The 24,085-nt window shown below is 72.8% G+C and carries 21 protein-coding genes; 17 read left to right on the top strand and 4 right to left on the bottom strand.

Annotated elements, in window-relative coordinates; all coding sequences use genetic code 11:
* Positions 1-33: 33 nt before the first annotated feature.
* The 4 genes from O3597_RS13495 to O3597_RS13480 all read left to right on the top strand — a co-directional run bounded on the left by O3597_RS13495 (position 34) and on the right by O3597_RS13480 (position 5,329).
* Entirely contained in the window at positions 34-1,257 is a 1,224-nt protein-coding gene (locus tag O3597_RS13495; RefSeq protein WP_281604359.1) for a histidine kinase, read from the top strand.
* On the top strand, positions 1,254-1,937 hold the full coding sequence (locus O3597_RS13490) for a response regulator transcription factor (protein ID WP_281604358.1): 684 nt from the start codon (positions 1,254-1,256) through the stop codon (positions 1,935-1,937). Before O3597_RS13495 ends, O3597_RS13490 begins: the two co-directional genes overlap by 4 nt.
* Before the next feature lie 130 nt (positions 1,938-2,067).
* The gene (locus O3597_RS13485) at positions 2,068-2,850 is read left to right on the top strand and encodes an ABC transporter ATP-binding protein (protein WP_281604357.1); all 783 of its coding nucleotides are present in this window, start codon (positions 2,068-2,070) and stop codon (positions 2,848-2,850) included.
* Position 2,851: 1 nt separating this feature from the next.
* The gene (locus O3597_RS13480) at positions 2,852-5,329 is read left to right on the top strand and encodes an ABC transporter permease (protein WP_281604356.1); all 2,478 of its coding nucleotides are present in this window, start codon (positions 2,852-2,854) and stop codon (positions 5,327-5,329) included.
* Here O3597_RS13480 and O3597_RS13475 read toward each other — a convergent pair whose 3' ends face one another.
* Together O3597_RS13475 and O3597_RS13470 are read right to left on the bottom strand one after the other, a co-directional pair.
* Entirely contained in the window at positions 5,330-6,592 is a 1,263-nt protein-coding gene (locus tag O3597_RS13475) for a nucleotide sugar dehydrogenase (RefSeq protein WP_281604355.1), read from the bottom strand.
* Positions 6,593-6,687: 95 nt separating this feature from the next.
* On the bottom strand, positions 6,688-8,055 hold the full coding sequence (locus tag O3597_RS13470; protein ID WP_281604354.1) for a serine/threonine-protein kinase: 1,368 nt from the start codon (positions 8,053-8,055) through the stop codon (positions 6,688-6,690).
* A gap of 504 nt (positions 8,056-8,559) precedes the next feature.
* On the opposite strand from O3597_RS13470, the gene O3597_RS13465 reads away from it, so the two are divergent.
* From O3597_RS13465 to O3597_RS13425, 9 genes are all read left to right on the top strand, one after another.
* Positions 8,560-9,189 (top strand): RNA polymerase sigma factor, encoded by a 630-nt coding sequence (locus O3597_RS13465; protein WP_281604353.1) that lies wholly within the window; start codon positions 8,560-8,562, stop codon positions 9,187-9,189.
* Position 9,190: 1 nt separating this feature from the next.
* On the top strand, positions 9,191-9,931 hold the full coding sequence (locus tag O3597_RS13460; protein ID WP_210935930.1) for a hypothetical protein: 741 nt from the start codon (positions 9,191-9,193) through the stop codon (positions 9,929-9,931).
* A gap of 318 nt (positions 9,932-10,249) precedes the next feature.
* A complete protein-coding gene (locus tag O3597_RS13455) occupies positions 10,250-11,473 on the top strand; it encodes a glutamate-cysteine ligase family protein (RefSeq protein ID WP_281604352.1) in 1,224 nt (407 codons plus the stop codon).
* Positions 11,470-12,804 (top strand): ergothioneine biosynthesis protein EgtB, encoded by a 1,335-nt coding sequence (gene egtB, locus O3597_RS13450; protein ID WP_164447315.1) that lies wholly within the window; start codon positions 11,470-11,472, stop codon positions 12,802-12,804. The genes O3597_RS13455 and egtB overlap by 4 nt, the downstream gene beginning before the upstream one ends.
* A 22-nt stretch (positions 12,805-12,826) precedes the next feature.
* Complete coding sequence (gene egtC, locus O3597_RS13445) at positions 12,827-13,573, top strand: ergothioneine biosynthesis protein EgtC (RefSeq protein WP_164447314.1); 747 nt, start codon at positions 12,827-12,829, stop codon at positions 13,571-13,573.
* Positions 13,574-13,648: 75 nt separating this feature from the next.
* Entirely contained in the window at positions 13,649-14,614 is a 966-nt protein-coding gene (gene egtD, locus O3597_RS13440) for an L-histidine N(alpha)-methyltransferase (protein WP_281604351.1), read from the top strand.
* Between the two features lie 221 nt (positions 14,615-14,835).
* Positions 14,836-15,423 (top strand): TMEM165/GDT1 family protein, encoded by a 588-nt coding sequence (locus O3597_RS13435; protein ID WP_281604350.1) that lies wholly within the window; start codon positions 14,836-14,838, stop codon positions 15,421-15,423.
* Between the two features lie 95 nt (positions 15,424-15,518).
* Positions 15,519-15,869 (top strand): DUF1622 domain-containing protein, encoded by a 351-nt coding sequence (locus O3597_RS13430; RefSeq protein WP_164447311.1) that lies wholly within the window; start codon positions 15,519-15,521, stop codon positions 15,867-15,869.
* Positions 15,866-16,156: a DUF1622 domain-containing protein gene (locus tag O3597_RS13425; RefSeq protein ID WP_164447310.1), complete on the top strand. Its 291-nt coding sequence runs from the start codon at positions 15,866-15,868 to the stop codon at positions 16,154-16,156. The genes O3597_RS13430 and O3597_RS13425 overlap by 4 nt, the downstream gene beginning before the upstream one ends.
* A 14-nt stretch (positions 16,157-16,170) precedes the next feature.
* Here the strand turns inward: O3597_RS13425 and nhaA are convergent, their stop codons facing one another.
* A complete protein-coding gene (gene nhaA, locus O3597_RS13420) occupies positions 16,171-17,502 on the bottom strand; it encodes a Na+/H+ antiporter NhaA (protein ID WP_281604349.1) in 1,332 nt (443 codons plus the stop codon).
* Between the two features lie 369 nt (positions 17,503-17,871).
* Between nhaA and O3597_RS13415 the strand changes: the two genes are divergently transcribed.
* Positions 17,872-19,338 carry a polysaccharide biosynthesis tyrosine autokinase gene (locus O3597_RS13415; protein ID WP_164447308.1) on the top strand — a complete coding sequence of 489 codons (1,467 nt, stop codon included), beginning with the start codon at positions 17,872-17,874 and terminating at the stop codon, positions 19,336-19,338.
* On the opposite strand, the gene O3597_RS13410 is transcribed toward O3597_RS13415, so the two are convergent.
* Positions 19,319-19,873 carry a low molecular weight phosphatase family protein gene (locus O3597_RS13410; protein ID WP_281604348.1) on the bottom strand — a complete coding sequence of 185 codons (555 nt, stop codon included), beginning with the start codon at positions 19,871-19,873 and terminating at the stop codon, positions 19,319-19,321. The two genes, O3597_RS13415 and O3597_RS13410, sit on opposite strands and share 20 nt — an antisense overlap.
* Before the next feature lie 162 nt (positions 19,874-20,035).
* Here O3597_RS13410 and O3597_RS13405 point away from each other — a divergent pair, with 162 nt between their 5' ends.
* The 3 genes from O3597_RS13405 to O3597_RS13395 all read left to right on the top strand — a co-directional run bounded on the left by O3597_RS13405 (position 20,036) and on the right by O3597_RS13395 (position 23,800).
* Entirely contained in the window at positions 20,036-21,289 is a 1,254-nt protein-coding gene (locus O3597_RS13405; protein ID WP_281604347.1) for a glycosyltransferase family 4 protein, read from the top strand.
* An 80-nt stretch (positions 21,290-21,369) separates the two neighbouring features.
* The gene (locus O3597_RS13400; RefSeq protein WP_281604346.1) at positions 21,370-23,154 is read left to right on the top strand and encodes a DUF4012 domain-containing protein; all 1,785 of its coding nucleotides are present in this window, start codon (positions 21,370-21,372) and stop codon (positions 23,152-23,154) included.
* Between the two features lie 13 nt (positions 23,155-23,167).
* Positions 23,168-23,800 carry a hypothetical protein gene (locus O3597_RS13395; RefSeq protein ID WP_281604345.1) on the top strand — a complete coding sequence of 211 codons (633 nt, stop codon included), beginning with the start codon at positions 23,168-23,170 and terminating at the stop codon, positions 23,798-23,800.
* Positions 23,801-24,085 lie beyond the last annotated feature (285 nt).

The raw sequence follows: 24,085 nt of genomic DNA, 5'->3' as shown, positions 1-24,085 counted from the left end.
CGTCGCCGGGACGCCTCGTACGCTGGGTGCACGATGAATGCGATGATCTTCGGCCGGCGGTTGCCCGCGGTCGCCTTCGACGTTGCCCTTGCCGGCCTGGTGGCCCTGGTAAGCGTGGCCGGCGGGCCGGTGCAGCCGGGCGGCTGGTGGTCCAGTTCCATCGGTGTCGCGATGGCGCTGGCGCTGCTGTTCCGCCGCGTCCGCCCGGTGTCGGTGACCGTCGTGGTGGCGGTGCTGGCCTTCGTCCAGGTCGCCCTCGGGTGGGCGCCGATGCTCTACGACGTCGCGGTCCTGATCGCCCTCTACGGCGTGGTCAAGTATGCCGAGCGGCTGCGCGACGGGGTCATCGCCGGCGGGGTGGCCGTGCTCGGCGCGGTCTTCGCCGCCGTGCGGCATCCGCTGCCGGCCCCCTGGTACTACACCGCCATCTACTACACCCTGATCACCGGTGCGGTCTGGCTGGCGGCGCTCAACGTCCGCACCCGCCGGCAGTACGTGCTCAGCCTGGAGGAACGGGCGGCCACCCTCGAACGGGAGCGGGAGGCCGAGGCGCGGGCGGCGGTGGCGGAGGAACGCACCCGGATCGCCCGCGAACTGCACGACGTCGTGGCGCACAGCATGGCCGTCATGATCGTTCAGGCGGACGGGGCCCGTTACGTGATCGACCAGAGTCCCGAGACCTCCCGGGACGCGCTCAAGATCGTGGCGGACACCGGCCGGCAGGCACTTGAGGACATGCGCCGGCTGGTGGGTGTGCTGCGCGAGCCGGACCCCGCGGAGCCGGTGCCCGGGCCACCCGTACGGCCGGTGCCCGATCTGGCCGAACCCGTCCACCGCCGGCCCTCGGTGGCCGAGTTGCCCGCCCTGCTCGACCGCTTCCGCGAGGCCGGCTTGCGGGTGCGCTACGCGGTCACCGGCGGGCCCGTCCCGCTGCCGCCGGCGTTGGAGCTGACCGTGCACCGGTTGGCGCAGGAGGCGTTGACGAACGTGCTCAAGCACGCCGGGGTGGGCGCGAGCGTGGAGATAACTCTGGAGCACGCCGCCGACGGCGTCACGCTCGTCGTGGTGGACGACGGTCGCGGCCAGCCACCGCTCACCCCGACGCCGCCGGGCGGTCACGGACTTGTCGGCATGCGCGAACGGGTCTCGGTGTACGACGGCACCATCACCGCCGGTGCCCGACTGGCCGGTGGCTGGCAGGTACGGGCGTGGCTGCCGCTGCCGTCGTCCCCGGGCTCGGAGGTGCTCGCGGCATGACGATCCGGGTGGTGATCGTGGACGACCAGGCGCTCGTGCGAGCCGGCTTCCGGATGGTGCTGGACTCCCAGCCCGATCTTGAGGTGGTGGGCGAGGCGATCGACGGCGCGGACGCGCTGCGGGTACTCGACCGCGTCCCGGCGGACGTGGTGGTGATGGACATCCGGATGCCGACGATGGACGGTGTGGAGGCCACCCGGCGGCTCTGCGCCAGCCGGCCGGCCGGAGGACCGAGAGTGCTGGTGCTGACCACCTTCGACACCGAAGCGGACGCGTTCGCCGCGCTGCGCGCGGGAGCCAGCGGTTTCCTGCTCAAGAACGTTCCTCCGGAGGAACTGCTCACCGCGATCCGGGTCGTCGCCGGCGGCGACTCGGTGGTCGCCCCGTCGATCACCCGCCGGCTGCTCGACCGGTTCGCCGGACAGCTCGGCAGCGGGCCCACCGAGGACCCCCGGCTGGCCCAGCTCACCGACCGGGAACGGGAGATCCTGCTGCTGGTCGCGCAGGGTCTGGCCAACGCGGAGATCGCCGCCCGGCTACACGTCGCCGAGGCGACGGTGAAGACCCACGTCGGCCGGATCCTGGCCAAGCTCCAGCTCCGCGACCGGGTGCAGGCGGTGGTGCTGGCGTACGAGAGCGGCCTGGTCACCCCGGGCGCTGAGGGCCCGCGTACGACCTGAGGCGTACGGGTGTGCCCGGTGCCCGACGACCTGAGGCGTACCGAGGTCGAGCGTCCGGGTTGATCTCGACAGGCCGGTGGTCTCCATAGCGTCAGGGACGTCCGACATCCACCGTCCCACGGAGCAGCACGTGTCGATAGCACCACCCATCCACGTCACCGCCGGTGTCGCCGTCACCGCCCGGAGCCTGCGCAAGCAGTACGGCACCGGCCAGGCTGCCGTCGTCGCCCTCGACGACCTCGACGTCGACTTCGTCGCCGGCCGCTTCACGGCCATCATGGGCGCCTCCGGCTCCGGCAAGTCGACCCTGATGCACTGCCTGGCCGGCCTGGACCGCCCCACCGCCGGAACGGTACGCGTGGGCGACACCGAGTTGGGCCGCCTCGACGACCGCCGGCTGACCCTGCTGCGCCGCGACCGGATCGGCTTCGTGTTCCAGAAGTTCAACCTGCTGCCGGCGCTGCGCGCGGAGGAGAACATCACCTTGCCGTTGGACATCGCCGGACGGCGGCCGGACCCGGCCTGGCTGCGGCAGGTGGTCGCGGCGGTGGGGCTGACCGACCGGCTGCGGCACCGTCCGGCCGAACTCTCCGGTGGCCAGCAGCAGCGCGTCGCGGTGGCCCGGGCACTGATCACCAAACCGTGCGTGATCTTCGCCGACGAGCCGACGGGCAACCTGGACTCCCGTGCCGGGGCCGAGGTGCTGCGGCTGCTGCGCGAGGCGGTCGACACCCTCGGGCAGACCGTGGTGATGGTGACCCACGACCCGGTCGCCGCCGCCCACGCCGATCGGGTGGTCTTCCTCGCCGACGGTCGGCTCGTCCGGGAACTGGCCGAGCCGACCGCCGAGCGAGTCCTCGACGTGCTCGGTCGTCTGGACACCGACGGCGCGGCCCCGGTCGAGGGGCGCTGACATGATCCGGCTGACCCTGCGATCGTTGCGCGCCGAGGCGGCGCGCATGCTGCTGTCCACCCTCGCCGTCGTCCTCGGGGTGGCCTTCATCGCCGGCACGTTGATCTTCGTGGACGGGATGCGGGCCGGCGCGTACGACCGGGCCGGCACCTTCGACCGACACACCGACGTCGGTGTCTACCGGGACGAGGTGATCGACGCGTCCCTGGTTGAGCGGGTGCGCGCGGTCGACGGGGTACGCGCCGCCGAGGGCGAGCTGACCGGCACCGGCGGGCTGGTCGGCTCCGACGGCCGTCCGGTGCTCGGCTACGGGGTCCTCGCCGCGATCCCCACCGATCCCGCCCTTCAGTCGTACGACGTGGTGGCCGGCCGCCTGCCCGCCCGCACCGGCGAGGTGGTGCTCGACCAGCGGACCGTCACGGCGCAGGGGTTCGACCTCGGCGCGCCGGTACGCGTCGGCGGCGCAAGCGGCGCGGCCCGCCCGTACACCCTGGTGGGCACGGTCGACGTGGCGGGTACTGCGCGTGACGTCGGTGGTCCGTACATCGGTCTGGTGGGTGCCGACGCCCTGGCCGCGAGCGACCGCGGCGGCTACGACCGGATCATGGTGGCGGCCGAGTCGGGTACGACCGATCGGTTGCTCGCCGAGCGGATAGCCGAGGCGGTCGGCGCGGACACCACCGTACGCACCCGACAGGAGATCCTCGACGCCGCCGTGACCGAGGAGGTTCGCGACCTGCGCCAGTTCAACATGGTGCTGCTCACCTTCGCCGGGGTGGCCGTGGTGGTCGCCGCCTTCGTCATCGCCAACACGTTCACGATCGTGCTCGCCCAGCGCACTCGGCGGACCGCACTGCTGCGCCTGGTCGGTGCCACCCGGGAGCAGGTGTTCCGGGCCACGCTGCTGGAGTCGGTCGCGGTCGGGCTCGCCGCCTCGACCCTCGGCGTGGGGCTCGGCGCCGGGCTGGCGGCCGGCCTCCACCTGTTGATGGCGCGGCTGGACACCCCGTTGCACGGCGAGCCGACCCTCACCGTCGGCACCGTGCTGGGCTGCCTCGCCGCCGGAACGGCCCTGACGGTCGGCGCGGCACTCGTACCGGCCTGGCAGGGCACCCGGATCGCCCCGGTGGCCGCGTTGACCGACGCCGCCGTCCAGGTCGCCCGCCCCGCCGGCCGGGTACGCCTGGCGCTCGGCGCGATCGTCCTCGCCTGTGGGGTGGCGGCACTGGTCGGCGCGGCCTCGGCGGGGCAGGTCGTGCTGGTGGCTCTGGGCGGGATGCTCAGCTTCCTCGGCCTGGTCCTGTTCGGTCCGGTGCTGGTGCCGGCGTTGGTGCGGCTGTTCGGCGTCCCGGCCCGCAGGATCTTCGGCAGGACCAGCTCCCTCGCCGTGGCCAACGCGGTCCGCAATCCGCGACGGCTCGCCGCGACCGCCACCGCGCTGGTGATCGGGATCGGCCTGGTCTCCTCCTTCGTGGTGGGCGCGCAGAGCACCAAGGCGGCCATCGAGCGCAGTGTCGACGCCGAGGTGGGAGTGGACTTCGTGGTGACCGGGATCGGGGTGGAGCTGCCCGCCGGGGTCGTCGACGCGCTGGCCGACCGTCCGGAGCTGGGCACGGTGCACGAGTCGCGTACGCACGTGGTCGCCGACGTCGAGTTCCGTGCCGCCGCCCCGGCGCTGGTCGGTCACCGGGTCGACCGGGTGCTCACCGGGCAGCTCGACCGGTTCGGACCGGGTCGGCTGCTGGTGCATCGGGAGCTGGCCGGGCGGCGCGGTTGGTCGGCGGGGGAGACGGTGACCCTGTACGGACGCTCGTTCGAGGTGGCGGCGGTGGTTGTCGGCATCGGGTCCGAGGCCGACAACGGGCGGGTACCGGAGGGTCACGTCGTCGAACTGGACGACGCCGACTTCACCCGGCTCTTCCCCGACGAGCGGGGCTACCTGGCGGAGGTCGACCCGGCGGCGGGGGTGTCCGCCACTGCGGCGCGGGCCGCGATCGAGGCGGTCCTGGTCGACTACCCGACGGTCAACCTGATGGACCAGGCGGCGTACAAACGGATGCTCACCGGCACGGTGGACATGCTGCTGGCGTTCGTGGTGGCACTGCTCGGCCTGGCGGTGGTGATCGCGTTGGTCGGGGTGGCGAACACGCTGAGCCTGTCGGTGGTGGAACGCACCCGGGAGAACGCGGTGCTGCGGGCGGTCGGTCTGACCCGTGGGCGGATGCGGGGCATGCTGGCCGTCGAGGCGGTGCTCACCGCGCTTGTCGGCGCGGTGCTCGGCGTCGCCCTCGGCACCGGGGTCGCCGCCTCGGCGATGGCCATGCTGTCCCGGATCGCCGGCGAGTTTACCCTCGTCGTGCCGTGGGGACAGCTCGGCGGCATCCTCGGGATCGCGGTGTTGGCGGCGCTTGTCGCGTCGGTGCTGCCGGCCCGCCGGGCCCTGGCGCTGCCCGTCGTCGAGGCACTCGCGGACCGCTGATCAGAGGCGTTCCACGGTGGGGCCGACGCAGCGGTTGCGGGTGTCGAAGACGTATCGGGCGTGCCGGACCACGAGGTCGTAGTCGAACACGTCGTGGTCGGTGACCACCACGACACCGTCGGCCTCGCGCAGCTCGCGTTCGGTCAGGCTCACCGTCAGCACCCCGGCGGGCAGGTGGTGCGCCTCGGCGTACGGCTCGACCGCCCGGACCTCGGCGCCGAGTTCCCGCAGCCGGCGGGCGACCTCGACGGCCGGCGAGTCGCGCATGTCACCGGTGTTGCGCTTGTACGCCAGCCCGAGCAGCAGCAGCCGGGCGTCCTTGACCGCCCGGCCGGAGCGGTTCAGCCCGGCCATCACCCGCTGCGCCACGTGTTCGGGCATCTCGTGGTTGACGTCGTTGGCCAGCTCGATGAACCGGAACTGCCGGCCGAGGCGGCGCTTGACCTGCCAGGAGAGGTAGCAGGGGTCGATCGGCAGGCAGTGCCCGCCGACGCCGGGACCGGGCCGGAACGGCATGAATCCGAACGGCTTCGTCTCGGCCGCCTCGATGGCCTGCCACACGTCGATGTCCAACTGGTGCGAGAGCATCGTCAGCTCGTTGACCAGGGCTATGTTGACCTGCCGGAAGGTGTTCTCGATGAGTTTGGTCAGCTCGGCGACCCGGGTCGAGTCCACCGGCACCGTCCGCTCCACGAGGCGCCGGTAGAACGAGTCGATCCGGGTCAGCGCGGCGGCGTCCACCCCGGAAACCACCTTCGGGGTGTTGGCCAGCCGCCAGGTCGGGTTGCCCGGGTCGATCCGCTCGGGGCTGTACCCGAGGTGGAAGTCCCCGGGGCTGCGCAGCCCGCTGGCCGCCTCCAACAGCGGGCGCAGCAACTCCTCGGTGGTGCCGGGGTAGGTGGTCGATTCCAGGACCACCGTGCAGCCGGGCCGCAGGTACGGTCCGATCCCCGTACCGGCCTGCTCCACGAAGCTCAGGTCGGGGGTGCCGTCACGAAGCGGAGTGGGCACGGTGATGACGCAGATGTCGAAGTCCTTGGCATCGGCGTACTCGGTGCTCGGGCGGTACCGACCGCTGGCCAGCGCACGGCCGAGCCGGTCGGCGGGAATGTCCGACACGAACGACTCGCCCGAGGCGAGGCGCTTGATCCGGTCGGCGTCGACGTCGAGACCGACCACGTCCAGACCGGCCTCGACGGCCTGCATCGCCAACGGCAGACCGACGTAACCCTGGCCGACGACGACCAACTTCTCCACGCTCACCCGAACTCCCGAACAGTAGGAGATAACTGCTGGTGAGGAGCCTAGAGCGCAGTGTGGTGCCGTACGTCCGTTTCGGCGATTTGGGGCCGGTGAGGTCAGCCGCTCTCGCCCTCGCCGGTGCCCGGCGGCTCACCGTCCGGCGGCGTGGTGGGCGTGGACGGCGTGGTGGGTGTCGACGACGCCGGGCTGCTGGGCGTATCCGTCGGCTCCGGATCGGGGCTGGACGCGGTCGGCTCCGGCGACGCGGGTCCGCTCGACTCGCTGGGCTGCGGCGAGGACGGCTCGGGCGACGGAGACTCGGTCGGCTGGGTGGTCGAACCGGCCGGACGCAGCGACGGCGCCTGCGCCGGTGCGCTCTCCTGCGGGCTCGGTGGCGCCGCTTCCTCGTCGGTGGACTCCACCGTCGGTGCGGTGGTCGGCAGCTTGACCGCCGGGGTGTTCGCCTCCTGGGTGGCGCCGAGCGCCGCGCCGAGCGCCGTCATCCCGACCAGCACGGCGGTCAGCGCGCCCACCAGCTTGCCGCGACGCCGACGGCCCGGCGGCGGTGCGTCGATCACCGGCAGTCCGGTGCGCGTCTCCGGCCCGGCGTCGCGCAGTGCCGTGGCCGCCGGGACCACCGTGGTGGGCAGGGAGCCCTCGGAGACGGCTGCCCGTGCCGCCTCCGCCATCGCCGCCGCACTGCTGAACCGGTCGACCGGATCCTTGGCCAGGGCCCGATCGACAAGTACCCGCACCGCTTCCGGGATGTCGTGGGGCAGTTCCGGTGGTGGGTCGTCGAGATGCCGGACGGCGACCTGGAGCGGGTTGTCGCCGGTGAACGGCGGACTGCCGGTCAGGCAGCAGTAGGCGACGGCACCGAGCGCGTACAGGTCCGTCGCACCCGAGACCGGCCGCCCGGCGGCCTGCTCGGGAGCCATGTACAGCGCGGTGCCCGGCACGGCGTTCGTGCTGGTGATGCTGGTGACGTTCGTCGAACGGGCCACGCCGAAGTCGACCAGGACGACCGTGCCGTCCTCCTGGATCAGCAGGTTGCTCGGTTTGACGTCGCGGTGCACGATCCCGCCGACGTGCGCGGCGTGCAACGCCTGGGCCGCCTGTGCCACCACCGACATGGTCAGGCCGACGTCCAGGCGGCCCTCGGCCTCGATCCGCTTGGACAGCGGCTGACCGGTGACGAACTCCATGACCAGGTAGTCGGCCCGGCCGCCGTCGGGCAGATCGTCCTCACCACAGTCGTAGACCTGCACGATTCCCGGGTGCCGCAGCGCCGCCATGATCCGCGCCTCGGCGCGGAACCGGGCGATGAAATCGGGGTCGGAGACGAGCGAGGGCAGCAGTACCTTGACCGCGACCTGCCGTCCGAGGATCAGGTCGGTCGCCCGCCAGACGTCGCCCATGCCGCCCGTGGCGACACGCTCGTCCAAGCGGTACCGACCGCTGAGTACGACCTCCGAAGACAACACGGCATTACCGTACCCACAGCGGGCCCGAACGGCGCGTCGGCGGGTCGGGCCGTGCCGATGGTCGGCCCGGTGTCCGAATCGGCGGAGCCGACGACCGCGGACCAAGGACGTCCCAGGGTGACCAGGGCGGCACAGGGCGCCACATTGTCGTCGGTGTGGGTCCGGTGCGACTGTCCGTAGCGTTTCGGACCCTCGCCGCGTTACGGCGAACCGCGGTTGCGCAGGTAGACAATTCTCACTGCGGGTGTGCCCGGCATACCCTGTCCGGCGGCATCGGCGCTTCGAACGTCAGCGCGACCCCGGTCGGCTGCGACTGGCGCGTGGTCAGGTTGTGGTCCTCGACGTTGTCGGCGAGAATCCGCTACCGGGCCGCACGAGCCCGGTTCGTTCAGGTCAACGGGGGTGGGGTGCGGAGCGAGGTCCGGGACGCGGAGTGGGCCGAGTCGACGCGCGCCGCCACTCGGTGGGCCTCCCGAGAGTGGCCGGTGGGTCGGCGGTGCGACCGTGACCGGTGAACTGGACCCGTTGGTGACGGCCGCCCGCGCCGGTGACGAGGACGCCTTCCGTCACCTCTACCGCAACCTTCAGCCCGGGCTGCTGCGCTACCTGACCGCCCTGGTCGGTGCGGACGCCGAGGACGTCGCGTCGGAGACCTGGCTGCAGGTGGCCCGCGACCTGCCCACCTTCACCGGCGGCGAGTTTCGTGCCTGGGCCGTCACCATCGCCAGGAACCGGGCCATGGACCACCTGCGCCGGCAGCGTCGCCGCCCCGCCTTGTCAGTGCCCGTGCAGGAACTCAGCGAGTTGGCCGGGGATGCGGACACCGCCGAACGGGCGGGCGAGAGTCTCGGCACCGAGGCCGCGCTCGCGATGATCGCCAGCCTGCCGCCCCGGGAGGCCGAGGCGGTCCTGCTGCGCGCCGTGATCGGGCTCGATGCCGAGACCGCCGGGCGGGTGCTCGGCCGTCGGGCCGGCGCGGTGCGTACCGCCGCCCACCGTGGCCTGCGCCGGCTGGCCGTGCTGCTGGACCAGCGAGCTGCGAGCACCGCACCCGACGACGTCCCGACCGGGGCCGACATCCGGGCCCAGCGACGAGCCGGCCTGCCGCCGCAGACCGAACCGGTGGACGGCTGACATGCGCGGACTGCGAGTGATGCTGAGCCGGTCGCGACGCGGCGACCACGAGCGGCTACTGGACGCCGCACCGCACGCCCGACCCACGCGGACGGCGCCGGCTCCGACCGGCCCGCTCGCCGACCTGTTGCGGGCCGCTGCCGGTCCGGCGCGGGAGCGGGAACTGGCCGGCGAGGAGGCTGCCGTCGCGGCGTTCCGCGCCGCCCGCCAACCTGGGACGGCGGGGTCGACGCCCCGGCGACGACGGCGCCGGTTCACTGTCGGCGTGGTGGCCTGGGTCGCCGGGCTGGCGGTCACCGCCACTGCGGGCGTCGCCCTGGCAGCGGCCGGCCTGGACGGCTCCGGTCCGGCCCTGCCGCCGGTTGTCACCAGCCCCGCCGCGCCGGCACCCACCATCGACGCGACCCCTCCCGGGGAGGCCGTGCCCACCGGTGCGGCCACCGCAGCCCCGACCTCCCCACCTGCGCTGTCGCCGAGCACGTCGGTGCGGCCACCGGGCGCCTCGGCGACGCCGAGCCCGGGGGCCAGCGGGAACGTCGGCCCCGGAAACTCGGACAACACCACGGACCGTGCGGGCCTCTGTCGGGCCTATCTGGCCAAGTCGGAACGGCAGCGGGAGAAGGCGCTGCGTACGCCGGCCTTCGAGGAGCTGGTGGTCGCGGCCGGCGGCGCGGAACACGTCGAGGAGTACTGCCACGGCCTGCGGGACGACCCGGCGCCGACCGGAAGCGCCGCCGACTGAGTCCCACCGGACACCTCGGTCGGGCGGTCCGGCGGTGGGGCGGTCCGGCGGTCCGCGCGAAGACGAAACCTCTTCCGCGCGAGCCGAATTTGACCGAATCGTGAAATCCGTTCGACGGACGGTTGGCCCCTGCTACACAGATGGTGGCGGAGCTGCCGAGACCGGACCCGGGTGAATCGCCTCGTCAACCTGCCACCGAAGGCGACATGCCAGGCGTCCGGAGCTGATGTGCCGGCACCGTGCCGTTCAGGTTCACCCGGATTTGATGTCACCGGGGTGGGCTACCGTGGCGGCGGATCGATCGGGAAGGAGCCACGCATGGTGATGTCACCGGAGGTGGACCGGATCCCGGTGCTGCGGGACCGCGCCGCTGCTGCCCGGCACCTCGCCCGGATCTGCTTCAAAACCGGTCCACCCACCCTCACCGGGGTCGAGCTGGAATGGACGGTCCACGACGCCGTCGATCCGGCCCGCCCGGTCGACGCCGCGCGGCTGCGCGCGGCGCTGGGGCCTTACGCCCCCACCACGCTGGACCCGACCAGCCCGGCCCTGCGCCTGCTCCAGGGCGGCGCGATGACCGTCGAGCCGGGCGGACAACTGGAGATCTCCACCCCACCGCGAGCCCGCGTCACCGCGTTGATCGACGCCACCCAGTCCGACGTGGCGCAGGCAACCAGACTGTTGGACGCCGCCGGCCTTGCCCTCGGCCGGTCCGGCATCGATCCGTACCGACCTCCCCGGCCGGTGATCGACACCCCCCGCTACCGGGCGATGCGCCAGGTCTTCGACCGTCGCGGCCCGGACGGGCGGACGATGATGTACAGCACGGCCGGCCTGCAGATCTGCCTCGACGTCGGGCAGCCCGAGCACCTGCTGGCCCGGTGGCAACTGGTACACGCGGCCGGCCCACCCCTGCTCGCCACCTTCGCCAATGCCGGCCGGGACACCGGCTGGGCGTCGGCCCGGATGGGCGCGTGGTGGCGCATCGACCCCGCCCGCACCGCCCCGGTCTGGACGCCCGCCCGGGCCGACCGGGATCCGGTGGCCGCCTGGACGGCCTACGTGCTGGCCGCGCCGCTGCTCTGCGTGCGGGGTGACGGTCCGGACTGGACCGCACCGCCGGATGTGACGTTCGCCGACTGGATCGACGGGGCGCTGCACCGGCCGCCCCGCGTCGACGACCTGGAGTACCACGTCAGCACGCTCTTCCCGCCGGTGCGTCCCCGGGGCTACCTGGAGATCCGATACCTCGACGCGCAACCGGGGCGGGGCTGGGTCCTGCCGTTGGCGGTGTTCAGCGCGTTGCTCAGCGGCCCCGACACGATCGACGCGGCGATGGCGGTGACCGCGCCCGCCGCCGACGGCTGGCACCGCGCCGCGCGGTACGGCCTGCGGGACGCGACCCTGGCCCGCGCCGCCACCGGGCTGCTCGACCTGGCCCGGAGCGCGCTTCCGAGGCTGGAGCTGCCGCCGGCCCTGCACCGGGAGATCGACCACGGACTACGACGGCGGTGTGCCGCCGCGGAGAGGAGTCAGCCGTGACCGACACCAGCACCGACCGCGACACCGAGGGGTTGCGCGACCGGATCGCGGCGGAACTCGCCCGTACCCGTGCCCGGACCGCCCTGCTGACCGAGGCGGTGGACGACGCCGATCTGATGCGCCAGCACTCACCGCTGATGTCCCCGCTGGTCTGGGACCTGGCGCACGTGGGCAACCAGGAGGAGCTGTGGCTGGTGCGCGACGTCGGCGGGCGGGAGGCCGTCCGGTGCGACATCGACGACCTGTACGACGCGTTCAAGCAACCGCGTCGGGACCGCCCGTCGTTGCCGCTGCTGCCCCCGGCGGAGGCCCGGGCGTACGTGGCCACGGTTCGGGAGAAGGTCTACGACCTGCTGGACCGCGTCACCTTCGACAGTTCTCGGCTGGTCGCCGACGGGTTCGCCTTCGGCATGATCGTGCAGCACGAGCAGCAGCACGACGAGACCATGCTCGCCACCCACCAGTTGCGGTCCGGCCCGGTGGCGCTGCACGCGCCGCCGCCACCCGAGCCGACCGTACGGGTGCCCGCCGAGGTGCTGGTGCCCGCCGGTCCCTTCGTGATGGGCACCGACACGGACCCCTGGGCCCTGGACAACGAGCGGCCGGCCCACCGGGTGGAGCTGCCCGCGTACGTCATCGACGCCGCACCGGTGACCAACGGTGCGTACCGCGCCTTCATCGCCGACGGGGGATACGACGACCCGCGCTGGTGGACCGAGGCGGGCTGGCGGCATCGCCGGCAGGCCGGGTTGGTCGCGCCGATGCACTGGCGGCGGGACGGCGACGGCTGGTCCTACCTGCGCTTCGGCCGTTGGGACCGGGTCCGCGACGACGAGCCGGTGGTGCACGTCTGCTTTCACGAGGCGCAGGCGTACGCCACCTGGGCGGGCAAGCGGCTGCCCACCGAGGCGGAGTGGGAGAAGGCCGCCCGGTGGGATCCGGCGACCGGCCGGTCCCGACGCTATCCGTGGGGCGACGACGACCCCACCTCCGCGCACGCCAACCTGGGCCAACGGCACCTGTCGCCGGCACCGGTGGGCGCCTATCCGGCAGGCGTCTCGCCGCTGGGCGTGCATCAGCTCATCGGTGACGTGTGGGAATGGACCGCCACCCCCTTCCGGGGCTACCCGGGCTTCGCGGCCTTCCCCTACCGGGAGTACTCCGAGGTCTTCTTCGGCGACGACTACCAGGTGCTGCGGGGCGGTTCGTTCGGCACCGACCGGGCGGCCTGCCGCGGCACGTTCCGCAACTGGGACTATCCCATCCGGCGGCAGATCTTCAGCGGCTTCCGGTGCGCTCGCGACGCTCGGCCCGACGAGGCACACCGGTGAGGGTCGGAAAGCCGGTCGTCTGATGTGCCGACACCTGGCCTATCTGGGGCCGCCGGTGACCCTGCGGGAACTGCTGTTCGACCCGCCGCACTCATTGCTGCGCCAGTCCTGGGCCCCACGCGACATGCGCGGCGGCGGGACGATCAACGCCGACGGCTTCGGCATCGGGTGGTACCCGGACGGCGCCGCGCCGGTGCGGTACCGCCGGGCACAGCCGATCTGGAGCGACCCGACCATCGCCGAGCTGGCGGCGGTCACCTCCGCCGGCGCGGTGCTGGCCGCCGTCCGCTCGGCCACGGTCGGCATGGCGATCGTCGACACCGCCGCCGCGCCCTTCACCGAGGGGCGGTGGCTGTTCAGCCACAACGGGGTGGTGCGCGGCTGGCCCGACTCGATGGTTCCGCTCGCCGCCGAGCTGCCCGTGCGGGACCTGCTCACCCTGGACGCGACGACCGACTCGGCGCTGCTGTGGGCGCTGGTCCGTGACCGGTTGCGCGCCGGTGTCGCGCCGGCCCGGGCGGTCGCCGAGACGGTCACCTCGGTGGCCGCGGCGGCACCCGGCTCACGGCTCAACGTGCTGCTCACCGACGGGCACACGGTGGTCGCCAGCGCGGCCGGGCACGCCCTGTCGTTGCGGGCCACACCCGCGTCGGTGCTGCTGGTCTCCGAGCCGCACGACGACGAACCGGGGTGGCGCGAGGTGCCCGACGGGCAGCTCGTGCAGGCCACCGCGACCGAGCTACGCCAGCAGGCACTGGCCGCGTGGTGAGGCGGGCCGACGAGGCACCACCGGGCGTGCGCGGGATTGCACGCACCTGTCAGACACGACGGAAGGGGACAGCAGATGGGCGCTGAGCCGCTCGAGATCCACCTCGACGACCGGGACCTCAGCCGTAGCCTGCGACGGGACGTCCGCATCGGGTTGACCGCGGCGGCCAAGTGGCTGCCGCCGAAGTGGTTCTACGACGCCCGGGGCAGCGAACTCTTCGACGAGATCACCCGACTGCCCGAGTACTACCCGACCCGGGCCGAGCGGGCCGTGCTGGCCGAGCGGGCGGTGGAGATCGCCGAACTGACCGGCGCGAAGACCCTCATCGAGCTGGGTTCCGGTTCCTCGGAGAAGACTCGCCTGCTGCTGGACGCCTTCACCCGGCGCGGCGGTCTCGGCACCTTCGTGCCACTGGACGTCTCGGTCAGCGCGCTGGCCGGCTCCACGGCCGCCCTCGCCGCCGACTACCCGGGGCTGCGGGTGCGCGGCATCGTCGGGGACTTCACCCGCCACCTGGATCGACTGCCGACCGGCGGGCGGCGGCTGGTCATCTTCCTCGGTGGCACGATCGGCAACCTGCTGCCTGTCGAACGGGCCGATTTCGTCGCCGCGATGCGCGCCGCGCTGGAGGCGGGCGACTGGCTGCTGGTCGGCACCGACCTGGTCAAGGACCCGGCGGTGATCGTGCCCGCGTACGACGACGCGGCCGGGGTGACCGCCGAGTTCAACCGCAACGTGCTGCGGGTGCTCAACCGGGAACTCGACGCCGACTTCGACCCGGCGGGGTTCGCTCATGTCGCGCTCTGGAACCCGGAGCAGGAGTGGATCGAGATGCGGCTGCGGGCGCGACGGTCGATGCGGGTGACGGTGCTCGACCTGGACGTCGACTTCGCCGCCGGTGAGGACCTGCGGACCGAGGTGTCGGCGAAGTTCCGCCCGGAAGGCATCTCGGGCGAACTGGCTGCCGCGGGTCTCCGGACCGAGCGGTTCTGGACCGACCCGGACGGCCTGTTCGGGGTGACCCTGGCCCGCGCCGTGTGAGCGGTCGTCGGCCGACCCGGATGATCCGCCGCCGGACGATCGGCTAGGCTGGGCGCAGCGAAGGGGAGTAGCCCATAACGTCGTGGTCGACATACTGGCGCGTCACGCGCCCGGCCACCCGGCCTCGTTCGGCGAGGCGGGCGAGACCTTCGACCCAGGCTGTTGCGGCCGGGTCGAGGGCGTCCCCACACCTTCTCCCGGCCTGATCCGGGAAGGACATCATGGACGGGTTCCTCGCCGCGCTGGTGATCAGCTTCGGTGTCATCTTCGTGGCCGAACTGGGAGACAAGTCCCAGCTCATGGCGCTGGCCTTCGCCACGAGGTACCGCACGTTGCCGGTGCTGATCGGCATCACCGTCGCCACCACCCTGGTGCACCTCGCCTCGGTGGCGATCGGCCACGGCCTCGGCGCGACCCTGCCGACCGGCTGGATCTCGCTGCTGGCGGGTCTGGCCTTCCTCGGCTTCGGCGCGTGGACGCTGCGGGGCGACCGGCTCACCGCCGACGACGAGCGTCGCGCCGCCCGCGGCGGCAGGTCGGCCGTGCTCACCGTCGGCGTCGCGTTCTTCCTCGCCGAACTGGGTGACAAGACGATGCTCGCCACCATCACGCTGGCCACCCAGTACGGCTGGTTCGGCACCTGGATCGGCTCGACCGTCGGCATGGTCGCGGCCGACGCGTTGGCGATCGTCGCCGGCCGGCTGCTCGGCCGGAAACTGCCGGAACGAACCATCAGGTACGGCGCCGCCACGCTCTTCGCCGTCAGTGGTGTCTGGCTCATCGTCGACGCGGTGATCCAGCTGCGCTGAACGCCGTCGACACCCGCGCCGCGACCGCGCTGACCGGGTTCACTCGTGCGCCCCGGGCGTCGACTACCCGGATCCAGGCCGGGTAAGGCGCCGGGGTGGACGTCGAGGTCATCCTCCAACGGGGCCACCAGCTGCTGGTGACCGGGGTCGAGTTGGTGGGCGCGTTCGTCATCGTCGTCGGTGCGGCCCTGGCCGCGCTGCGGTTCGTGGTCGACGGGCTGCGCCACCGCGACGCCGCCGTGTTCACCCGGATCCGGCTGTCCCTGGGGCGGTTCCTGACCCTCGGCCTGGAGTTCCAGTTGGCGGCGGACATCCTGCGTACCGCGTTGTCGCCGACCTTCGCGCAGATCGGCCAACTGGCCGCCATCGCCGCCATCCGGACGGTGTTGAACTACGTGCTGGACCGGGAGATCGAACACGAGCAGCGGCAGGTCGACGACCGATGAGATCGCTGCTGTCCGCGCTCATCACGGCCTTCGGCGTGCTCGGCGCGACCGTGGCGCTGCTGACCACCGGCTCCCGCGCGACGGCCCTGGGGGTGCTGCTCGACATGCTGCTCGCCGCCGGCCTGCTGCGGCTGGCCGGGGAGCAGTCCTGGACGGAGATCGCCGTGCTGGTGGCGATCGTGGCGCTGCGCCTGCTGGTGCGTACCGCGCTGACCGCGGATTTCCGCCGGCGGTCGCGAGACGGGAAACGCCCGGCCGAGCGGGTCGACCGGGCGTTTCCCAGGTGAGTGAGCGGGCGCCGTCAGCCGGCCGGTTTCTGGTAGACGTCCGGCACGCCGTCCTGGTCCTGGTCGACCTGCTCCTTGAGGGCGATGGCCCGGTACACCTTGTTGCGCCGCCGTAGCACCACGGTGGCCAGCAGCGCCGAGATCAACGAGCCGGCCAGCACCGCAGCCTTGACGTTGTCGCCCTCGGTGCCGGCGGAGCCGAAGGCCAGCTCGCCGATGAGCAGCGACACGGTGAAGCCGATACCGGCCAGGAACGACACGCCGAGCAGGTCCGACCAGCTGATGTCCTCGTCCAGGCTGGCCCGGGTGAACCGGGCCAGCAGGAAGGTGGAGCCGAGGATGCCGACGCACTTGCCGACGACCAGGCCGAGGACGATGCCGAGGACGATCGGGTCGGTGACCACCGCGGCGAGGTCCGCGCCGCGCAGCGAGACGCCGGCGGCGAAGAACGCGAAGACCGGCACCGCGAAGCCGGCCGAGACCGGTCGCCACACGTGCTCCAGGTGCTCGGCGAGACCGGGCATCGGGCGACGTGCGTCGCCGCCCTTGCCGGCGAGCACCGGCACGGTGAAGCCCAGCAGTACGCCGGCCACGGTGGCGTGCACGCCGGAGGAGTGCACCAGGGTCCAGGCCACCACGGCGAGCGGGATGAGCGCCCACCACCAGGTGCGGCGGCGCTGCACCAGCAGGCCGAACAGGGCGATCGGCACCAGCGCGCCGAGCAGCGGGAGCACGCTGAAGTCGTCGGTGTAGAAGACCGCGATGATGGTGATGGCCAGCAGATCGTCGACCACGGCCAGGGTGAGCAGGAAGGCCCGCAGCCCCTGCGGGAGGTAGGCCCCGATCACGGCCAGCACCGCCAGCGCGAACGCGATGTCGGTGGCGGTGGGGATCGCCCAACCGCGCAGTCCGTCACCACCACCGGCGACGTTGACGGCCACGAAGATCAGCGCCGGCACGACCATTCCGCCGACCGCCGCCACCACCGGCAGCGCAGCCCGCCGCGGATCACGCAATTCACCGGCGACGAACTCGCGCTTGAGCTCCAGCCCGACCACGAAGAAGAAGATGGCCAGCAGGCCGTCGGCGGCCCAGGTGGCGAGGTCGAGGTCGAGGTGCAGCGCCTCGCCGCCCGACCAGGGCACCCACCGCCCCAGCGCCGCGTAGGCGTCACTCCATGGTGAGTTCGCCCAGACCAGGGCGATCACGGCACCGAAGAGGAGCAGGGCGCCACCGACTGTCTCGGTGCGCAGCACGTCGGCCAGGAAGCGCGCCTCCGGCCAGGAGGTACGGGCGAACAGGCGGCTCACGCCGCGGCGCTCAGGGCGCGGGTTCTGGTCGGTCATACGTGGGGTCCACCTCGTCCGTCGGAGGGCAGCACGGCACCATCGCCGACCAGGCTTCCCGGCACACCCGTGCAAGACCCTATCCAGAGCCGACGGCCGTCGCGAGCGGAGCCGACGCGACTCTTCCCACAGGACGCAGCCGAGCCGCCCGGAGCGCTCGGCGACGACATCGCATTTTTTCCGGATCGGAGCGATTCCGACGGACCGTCGGTCCGGTTGGTCACTGCGGACGAGATCGGCTATTCAGAAAATACCTAACTCCGGACATAAGCCGCATGAGCCGCTTTAATGGTTTCACGAGATTGAGTCGACCTTGGGGGTTTTCGTGAAGTTCTTTGGCGTTACCGGCCCGGTACGGAGGCCCGCCTGATGGACCTGTACCGCCAACTACGCCTGGTGCGCCGGCACTGGTGGATCGTCCTGGTCACCCTCATGGTGGCGCTGGGCGTGACCGCGCTGGTCACCGTGCGGGCCCAGCCTCGTTACGTCGCTTCGGTCACCTTCTTCGTCACCACGCCGAGCCAGGGCGTCACCGACGCCTACCAGGGCGGGCTCTTCCTCCAGCAGCGGGTGAAGTCGTACGCGGAGCTGCTGACCAGTGACCGGTTGGCGCAGGCCGCGGTCTCCGACAGCCAGCTCGGGTTGACCGCCGAGGAGATTCAGCGCCGGGTCAGCACCTCCACCGAGACCGGTACCGTGCTGCTGCGGGCGTCGGTGACCGACACCGACCAGACCCGGGCGTTGCGGGTGACCGAGGCGCTCTCGGCGAAGTTCGTCGAACTCGTGCAGAAGGTCGAGACGCGACCGGACGGCAGCCCCGGGCCGATCAAGATCGAAGTGGTGAGTGGACCGCGGGTGACCCCCACGCCGGTGTCGCCGCAGCCGGTGCGCAACACCGCGATCGGCGCCCTGCTCGGCCTGCTGGGCGGCATCGGCCTGGCGCTCCTGCGCGGCATGGCCGACGTCCGGCTGCGCGACGCGGCCGGGCTGCAGCGGGTGACCGGCAGTCCGCTGCTCGGTGAGATCCCGATCGACACCAGCGCCCGGTCGGCCCCGCTGATCGTCGGCGAGGCCGCCACCTCGGCGCGCGCCGAGGCCATCCGCAAGCTGCGCACGAACCTGCGCTTCGTCGACGTGCACGAGCCGGCCCGGGTCATCGCCGTCACCAGTGCCCTGCAGGGCGAGGGCAAGACCACCCTGTCGTGCAACCTGGCGATCGCCCTGGCCGAGGCGGGTTGGCGGGTCCTGCTCGTCGACGCCGACCTGCGCCGACCGAAGGTCGGCGACTACCTGGGCATCGACCGGGGCGTGGGGCTCACCGACGTGCTCGTCGGCGACGTGCAGGTGGGCGACGTGGTCCAGCGCTGGGGGGACAAGTCGCTGCTCGTGCTGCCCAGCGGCTCCGCGCCACCCAACCCGAGCGAACTGCTCGGCTCCAAGGCCATGTCGGACCTGCTGCTCGCCCTTCGGGAGTCCGCCGACATCGTCATCATCGACACCGCGCCGCTGCTCGCGGTCACCGACGGTGTGGTGGTCGCGGTGCAGGCCGACGGCGCACTGCTGGTCACCCAGCAGGGACGCACCTCGCGCGCCCAGGTCGCCGCGGCCGCCCGGGCCCTGCACTCGGTGTCGGTGCGGCTGCTCGGCTGCGTGCTGAACATGGCCCGGGTGCCCAAGGCCGAGGCGTACCAGTACGAGGCGTACCGGGTGGTGGCCGCCGCGAGTGGTGGTCAGTCGGTGCCGACCGACCGGAGCAGGGCCGGCCGGCATGCCGAGCGGGCCCACGCCGGCGAGGTGAGCGACCACACGCAGGAACTCACCCGGCTGTCCCGATGAGCGTCGCCAGTGGCCGCAGCGCCCGGTCGATCTCCTCCGCGCAGCGGCGGAAGTCCTCCGGGGTGCCGCCCACCGGGTCCCGCAGGTCGTCGGCGTCCGCGGGGGCGGGTTGCAACCGCCCCCGGGCCAGGGCCGCGGCGGCCACCGCGGCCCGGACCGGATCGTCCTGCTCGGTCCCCGCCGGCTCGGCCGCCGCGGCGAGCCGGCCGAACTGGCGCAGCGTGAACGTCCGATGCAGCGCGGCCGGTGCCAGCGCGGTGCAGATCGAGCGCTGGCGCCGGGTGGCGGTCAGCACCAGCACCGCCCCGGTGAGGTGTTCCGGCAGCAGCCGTCGGCTGCGGAACGACGTCGGGTCGTCACCGGTCTCGGCGGCGATCGCCGCCGCGTACGGGTGCATGGCCAGGCCCTCGACGGCGTCGGTGCCGGCGCTGGCCACCGTCACCGGTTGCCCGGCGAGCAGGCGACGCGCGGCGAACTCGGCCATCGGTGACCGGCACAGGTTGGCGTGGCAGACGAACAGCACCCCGCTGAGCATGTGGAACCCCCTGGACGACGCGGTCGCGGGCGGTGGCGCCGCGACGACGGGCGGTCGCCGGCGGCGTCCACCCGATGAGGGGTTGCCGAGATCGTACGCAGTCGTCGCGTCCCCGGTCCCGGGCGGCGCGCCGAACCGGTACGCGGAGACGGGGGTGTCCCGGTGCGAATCGGGATCGTGACGTACCACTTCCCACCGGAGCCGGCGTTCATTCCCGGCAGCCTCGCCGAGGAACTGGCCGCGCGGGGACACGAGGTACGGGTGCTGACCGGCTTCCCCGACTATCCGGGCGGGCACGTCTACCCGGGCTGGCGGCAGCGCTGGCACCACGAGACCCGCAGCCGGGGGCTGACCGTGCGGCGGGTGCCCCGGTACAGCACCGGCGACGTCACGGTACGGGGCCGGATGGCCTCCTGGCTCACCTTCGCCGGCAGCGCGGCGCTCGTCGGCCGGCGCTTCCTGGCCGGAGTGGACGTGCTGTACGTGCATCAGCCGCCGGCCGCCGCGTTCGCCTCGGCGGCGCTGCTCCGCCTGCTCGGCCCGGTGCCGCTGGTGCTGCACGTGCCGGACGTCTGGGCCGAACAGCTCCCCGACTCCGTCGACGACGGCAGGTGGGCGGCGCGGGTCCGGGGGGCCACGCTCCGGACCTACCGGGCCGCCCGCCGGGTCGCGGTGACCTCCCCCTCGCTGCGGGACGCGGTGCTGGCGGACGGGATCGACCCGGCGCGGGTCCGGGTGGTGCTCAACTGGACCGACGAGCGGGTCTTCCGTCCGGTGCCGGCCAGTCCGGCCGCCCGACGGCTGGTCCGCCGGGACGAGCGGTGCGTCGTGATGCACGCCGGCACCATCGGCGCGCGGCAGGGGCTGGACACGGCGGTACGGGCGGCGGCTGCCCTGGGCGACACCGTGGACCTGGTCCTGGTGGGCTCGGGTGCCGAGGAGCGGCGGGTCCGCGGCCTCGCCGCCGAACTGCGGGCCGACAACGTCCGGTTCGTGGACCGGCGCTCCCCGTTGGACATGCCGGAGCTGTACGCCGCCGCCGACTACCAGCTGGTGATGGTGCGTGATCTGCCGGAGTTGCGCGGCAGCGTGCCGGCCAAGCTCCAGGCGGTGCTGTCGTGCGGGGCACCGGTGGTCGTCTCGGCCGGCGGCGACACCGCGGCCCTCGTCGAACGGGCTCGGGCGGGGCTGTCCTGCCCGCCGGAGGACTGGGCCAGCCTGGCGGACCGGTTCTGGCTGGCGGCGCAGATCCCCGCGCCGGCGCGGGTCGAGATGGGGCGGCGTGGTCGGGAGGCATACCTGCGGGAGATGTCGCTGCCGTCGGGCGTCGACCGGATCGAGGAGCTGCTGCGCGAGGCGGCGGCCGGCGACACCGGGCACGACACGAGAGCCGAGCGGATCTCTCGTAACGCCTGATTCCGTCATTAACGCACCCGAATCTCCGTTAGGTGCTAGGAACAATGTGGTCTTCTGTCCGTTTCGAGAAGGGGTATGACGTGACGCAGAGCGAGAGCCCTCGTCGGCGGCGTGGTCGGTCCCGCCGTCGTCGGCGCGCCCGACTGCGTCGCGTCCTGCTGACCACGTTGGTGGTCGGCTCGCTGCTGCTGGGCCTCGCCGGCTGGGTCGGCTTCCGGGGCTGGCAGGCCCGCGCCCACCTGGTCAACGCCGCCGGTCTGGCCGGTGAGCTGAGCGCCCATCTGGTCGGTGGCGACACCGCCCGCGCCCAGCGGACCCTCGCCGCCCTGCAGGAGCAGTCCGGGGCGGCGCGGCGGGCCACCGCGGATCCCGGATGGTGGCTCGGCCGGCAGGCCCCGGTCGCCGGGGCGAACCTCACCGCGGTTCGGCAGATCGCCGTCGCCATCGACGACCTGGCGCGCCAGGCGTTCCCGGCGCTGCTGCGCGTCGACCTCGGCGGGCTGGTGCCGCAGGAGGGTCGGCTGGACCTGACCGGCCTGCGTGCCGTCACCGACGATCTGGTCGCGGTGCACGCCGAGGTGCAGCGGACCCGCACGGAACTGGCCGAGGTCTCCGACGACCGGCTGGTCGGGCAGGTCCGGCGCGCCCTGGCGGAGCTGCGCGGCGAGATCGACCGGTTGGCCGCGATGACCTCGGCGGCGGACCGGGCGAGCCGCCTGTTGCCGCCGCTGCTCGGCGTGGACGGGCCACGACGTTACCTGCTGGTGTCGCAGAACTCCGCGGAGCTGCGCGCGACCGGCGGCATGTTCGGCGCGTACGCGGTGATCGAGGCGAACAAGGGCCGGGTCAAGATGGGTGCCCAGGGCAGCAGCTCGAGCCTCGGCCGGTTCGCCGAGCCGCTGAAGATCCCGGCGGAGGTGCGTGCCCTCTGGGGTGAGCTACCCGGCATCTACCCGGCGGACGTCAACCTCAGTCCGCACTTTCCGACCGCCGCCGCGCTGTACCGGGAGATGTACCGGCGGCACACCGGGGAGAAGGTGGACGGCGTCCTCGCCGTCGACCCGGTGGTGCTGTCGTACCTGCTCAAGGCCACCGGGCCGGTGCGGGTGCCGGGCGGGGTGGCGTTGAGCGCGGAGAACGCGGTCCGGACCCTGCTCAGCGACACCTACCAGCGGATGAGCCCGGGAGAGCAGGACGGCTTCTTTGCCGGGGCGGCGGCCACGGTGTTCGACACGCTTTTCGCCCGTAACATCCATCCGAATGGGTTGTTGTCCGCATTCGACCGCTCTGTACAAGAACGTCGGATACTGTTCTGGAGTGCCCGACCGGAGGAACAACGGACACTCGGCGACAGCCGGATGGCCGGGGCGCTTCCGGAACAGGACAGCGTGCCGACTGTCGGCGTGTTCCTCAACGACGGCAGCGGCGCGAAGCTCGGCTACTACCTGCGGCAGACCGCCGACCTGAGGGTCGGCGACTGCCACGCCGATGGCCGCCGCGAGTTGAGCCTCCGGGTGACGCTCCGGTCCACCGCACCGGCCTCGGGGCTCAGCGAGTCGGTTCTCGGTCTCGGTCAGGCCGGGGATCCGTACACCGTCCGGACCCTGGTGTCGGTGTACGGCCCCACCGGCGGGGCGGTGCTCGACACCCGACTCGACGGTGCCGAGACCTCGGTGGGCAACGGCACCGAGCGGCGGCGGCAGGTCGCCACCGTGAACGTCGAGGTCGGACCGGGCGGGACCCGCACGTTGGAGGTCTCGCTGCTGACCGGCAAGACGGACCACGGTACGGCCGAGCTGTGGCTGACCCCGACCGCCACCCCATGGACCACCCATGTTGTTACCGCACCAAGCTGTTCTCAGTAGGAGGGAACGAACCATGCGGCTATCCCGCATCATCATGGCGCTCACGGTCGGTCTGGCCGTGGTGGCCGTGCCGGCTGCGGCGGGGGCGGCGCAACCGCAGCCGCAGCCGTCGCCGACAGTCACCGATCCGCCCCAGCCACCGCCGTATCCGCCGGTGCTGGCGTCGCTGACGGTGAGTCGACCCACCATCTTCATCGGTGAGACCGTCATCCTCACCGGCCGCAACTTCGGGCCGAACGAGACGGTGGACATCGTCGTCTCGGTGTCGCCGCTGGCCGCGCCGGCCGCGGGTACGGCACGGCGCAGCGACGGCAGCACCGTCGCCATGGCACCGGTGGCCTTCCAGGCCAGCGCGCCGTTGAGCTTCACCGCCCGGACCAACTCCGACGGGGTCTTCACCCGGCGGTACACGCCCTCGGTGACCGGTCTGCTCACCTTCACCGCGACCGGCCGCGAATCCGGCCGTACCGCCTCGACCCAACTGCGGGTGCTGCCCAAGAAGAAGCCGCACCTGCCGGTCACCGGCAGCAGCCTGGACACGCCGATGAAGGTCGGCGGCGGGCTCGTCGCCGCCGGTGCCGTTCTGCTGCTCGGCACGCTGGCCTGGCGGCGGCGCAACCGCTTCGGTGCGGGTGGCGCGAGCTGACCCACCATTCCGGGCAGGGCCTGGAGACCAAGGTACCGGTGCCCGCCGCTCCCTCCGACGGGCACCGGTACCGTTGCGCCCTCACCAGGCTGTGCGCCAGCACCGCCTCGGCGACCCGGCGGAACCCGTCGATTCCGCCCCGGCCCGGGCCTCGGTGGCACCGCGCGCCCTCGGATACGGTCCGTCACCACCGGCCGGTGCACTGCGGTTCGTCGCCAGCTCGGGCCCGGGTTCGACGCCCGGTCGACTGATCCGTCCCGCCTCCTGGCGCGTACCCCTCGGTAG

Source organism: Verrucosispora sp. WMMA2044 (assembly GCF_027497155.1).
Lineage (GTDB): Bacteria > Actinomycetota > Actinomycetes > Mycobacteriales > Micromonosporaceae > Micromonospora > Micromonospora palythoicola.
The sequence above is the reverse complement of the archived record's forward strand: the minus strand, read 5'-3'. Positions and strand labels throughout refer to the sequence as shown.

Excerpts from the sequence above, each read along its gene's own strand:
- O3597_RS13495 (WP_281604359.1), top strand. The coding sequence starts at position 34 with ATGAATGCGATGATCTTCGGCCGGCGGTTGCCCGCGGTCGCCTTCGAC.
- O3597_RS13490 (WP_281604358.1), top strand. The coding sequence starts at position 1,254 with ATGACGATCCGGGTGGTGATCGTGGACGACCAGGCGCTCGTGCGAGCC.
- O3597_RS13480 (WP_281604356.1), top strand. The coding sequence starts at position 2,852 with ATGATCCGGCTGACCCTGCGATCGTTGCGCGCCGAGGCGGCGCGCATG.
- O3597_RS13460 (WP_210935930.1), top strand. The coding sequence starts at position 9,191 with ATGCGCGGACTGCGAGTGATGCTGAGCCGGTCGCGACGCGGCGACCAC.
- O3597_RS13455 (WP_281604352.1), top strand. The coding sequence starts at position 10,250 with ATGGTGATGTCACCGGAGGTGGACCGGATCCCGGTGCTGCGGGACCGC.
- egtC (WP_164447314.1), top strand. The coding sequence starts at position 12,827 with ATGTGCCGACACCTGGCCTATCTGGGGCCGCCGGTGACCCTGCGGGAA.
- egtD (WP_281604351.1), top strand. The coding sequence starts at position 13,649 with ATGGGCGCTGAGCCGCTCGAGATCCACCTCGACGACCGGGACCTCAGC.
- O3597_RS13435 (WP_281604350.1), top strand. The coding sequence starts at position 14,836 with ATGGACGGGTTCCTCGCCGCGCTGGTGATCAGCTTCGGTGTCATCTTC.
- O3597_RS13425 (WP_164447310.1), top strand. The coding sequence starts at position 15,866 with ATGAGATCGCTGCTGTCCGCGCTCATCACGGCCTTCGGCGTGCTCGGC.
- nhaA (WP_281604349.1), bottom strand. The coding sequence starts at position 17,502 with ATGACCGACCAGAACCCGCGCCCTGAGCGCCGCGGCGTGAGCCGCCTG.
- O3597_RS13415 (WP_164447308.1), top strand. The coding sequence starts at position 17,872 with ATGGACCTGTACCGCCAACTACGCCTGGTGCGCCGGCACTGGTGGATC.
- O3597_RS13410 (WP_281604348.1), bottom strand. The coding sequence starts at position 19,873 with ATGCTCAGCGGGGTGCTGTTCGTCTGCCACGCCAACCTGTGCCGGTCA.
- O3597_RS13395 (WP_281604345.1), top strand. The coding sequence starts at position 23,168 with ATGCGGCTATCCCGCATCATCATGGCGCTCACGGTCGGTCTGGCCGTG.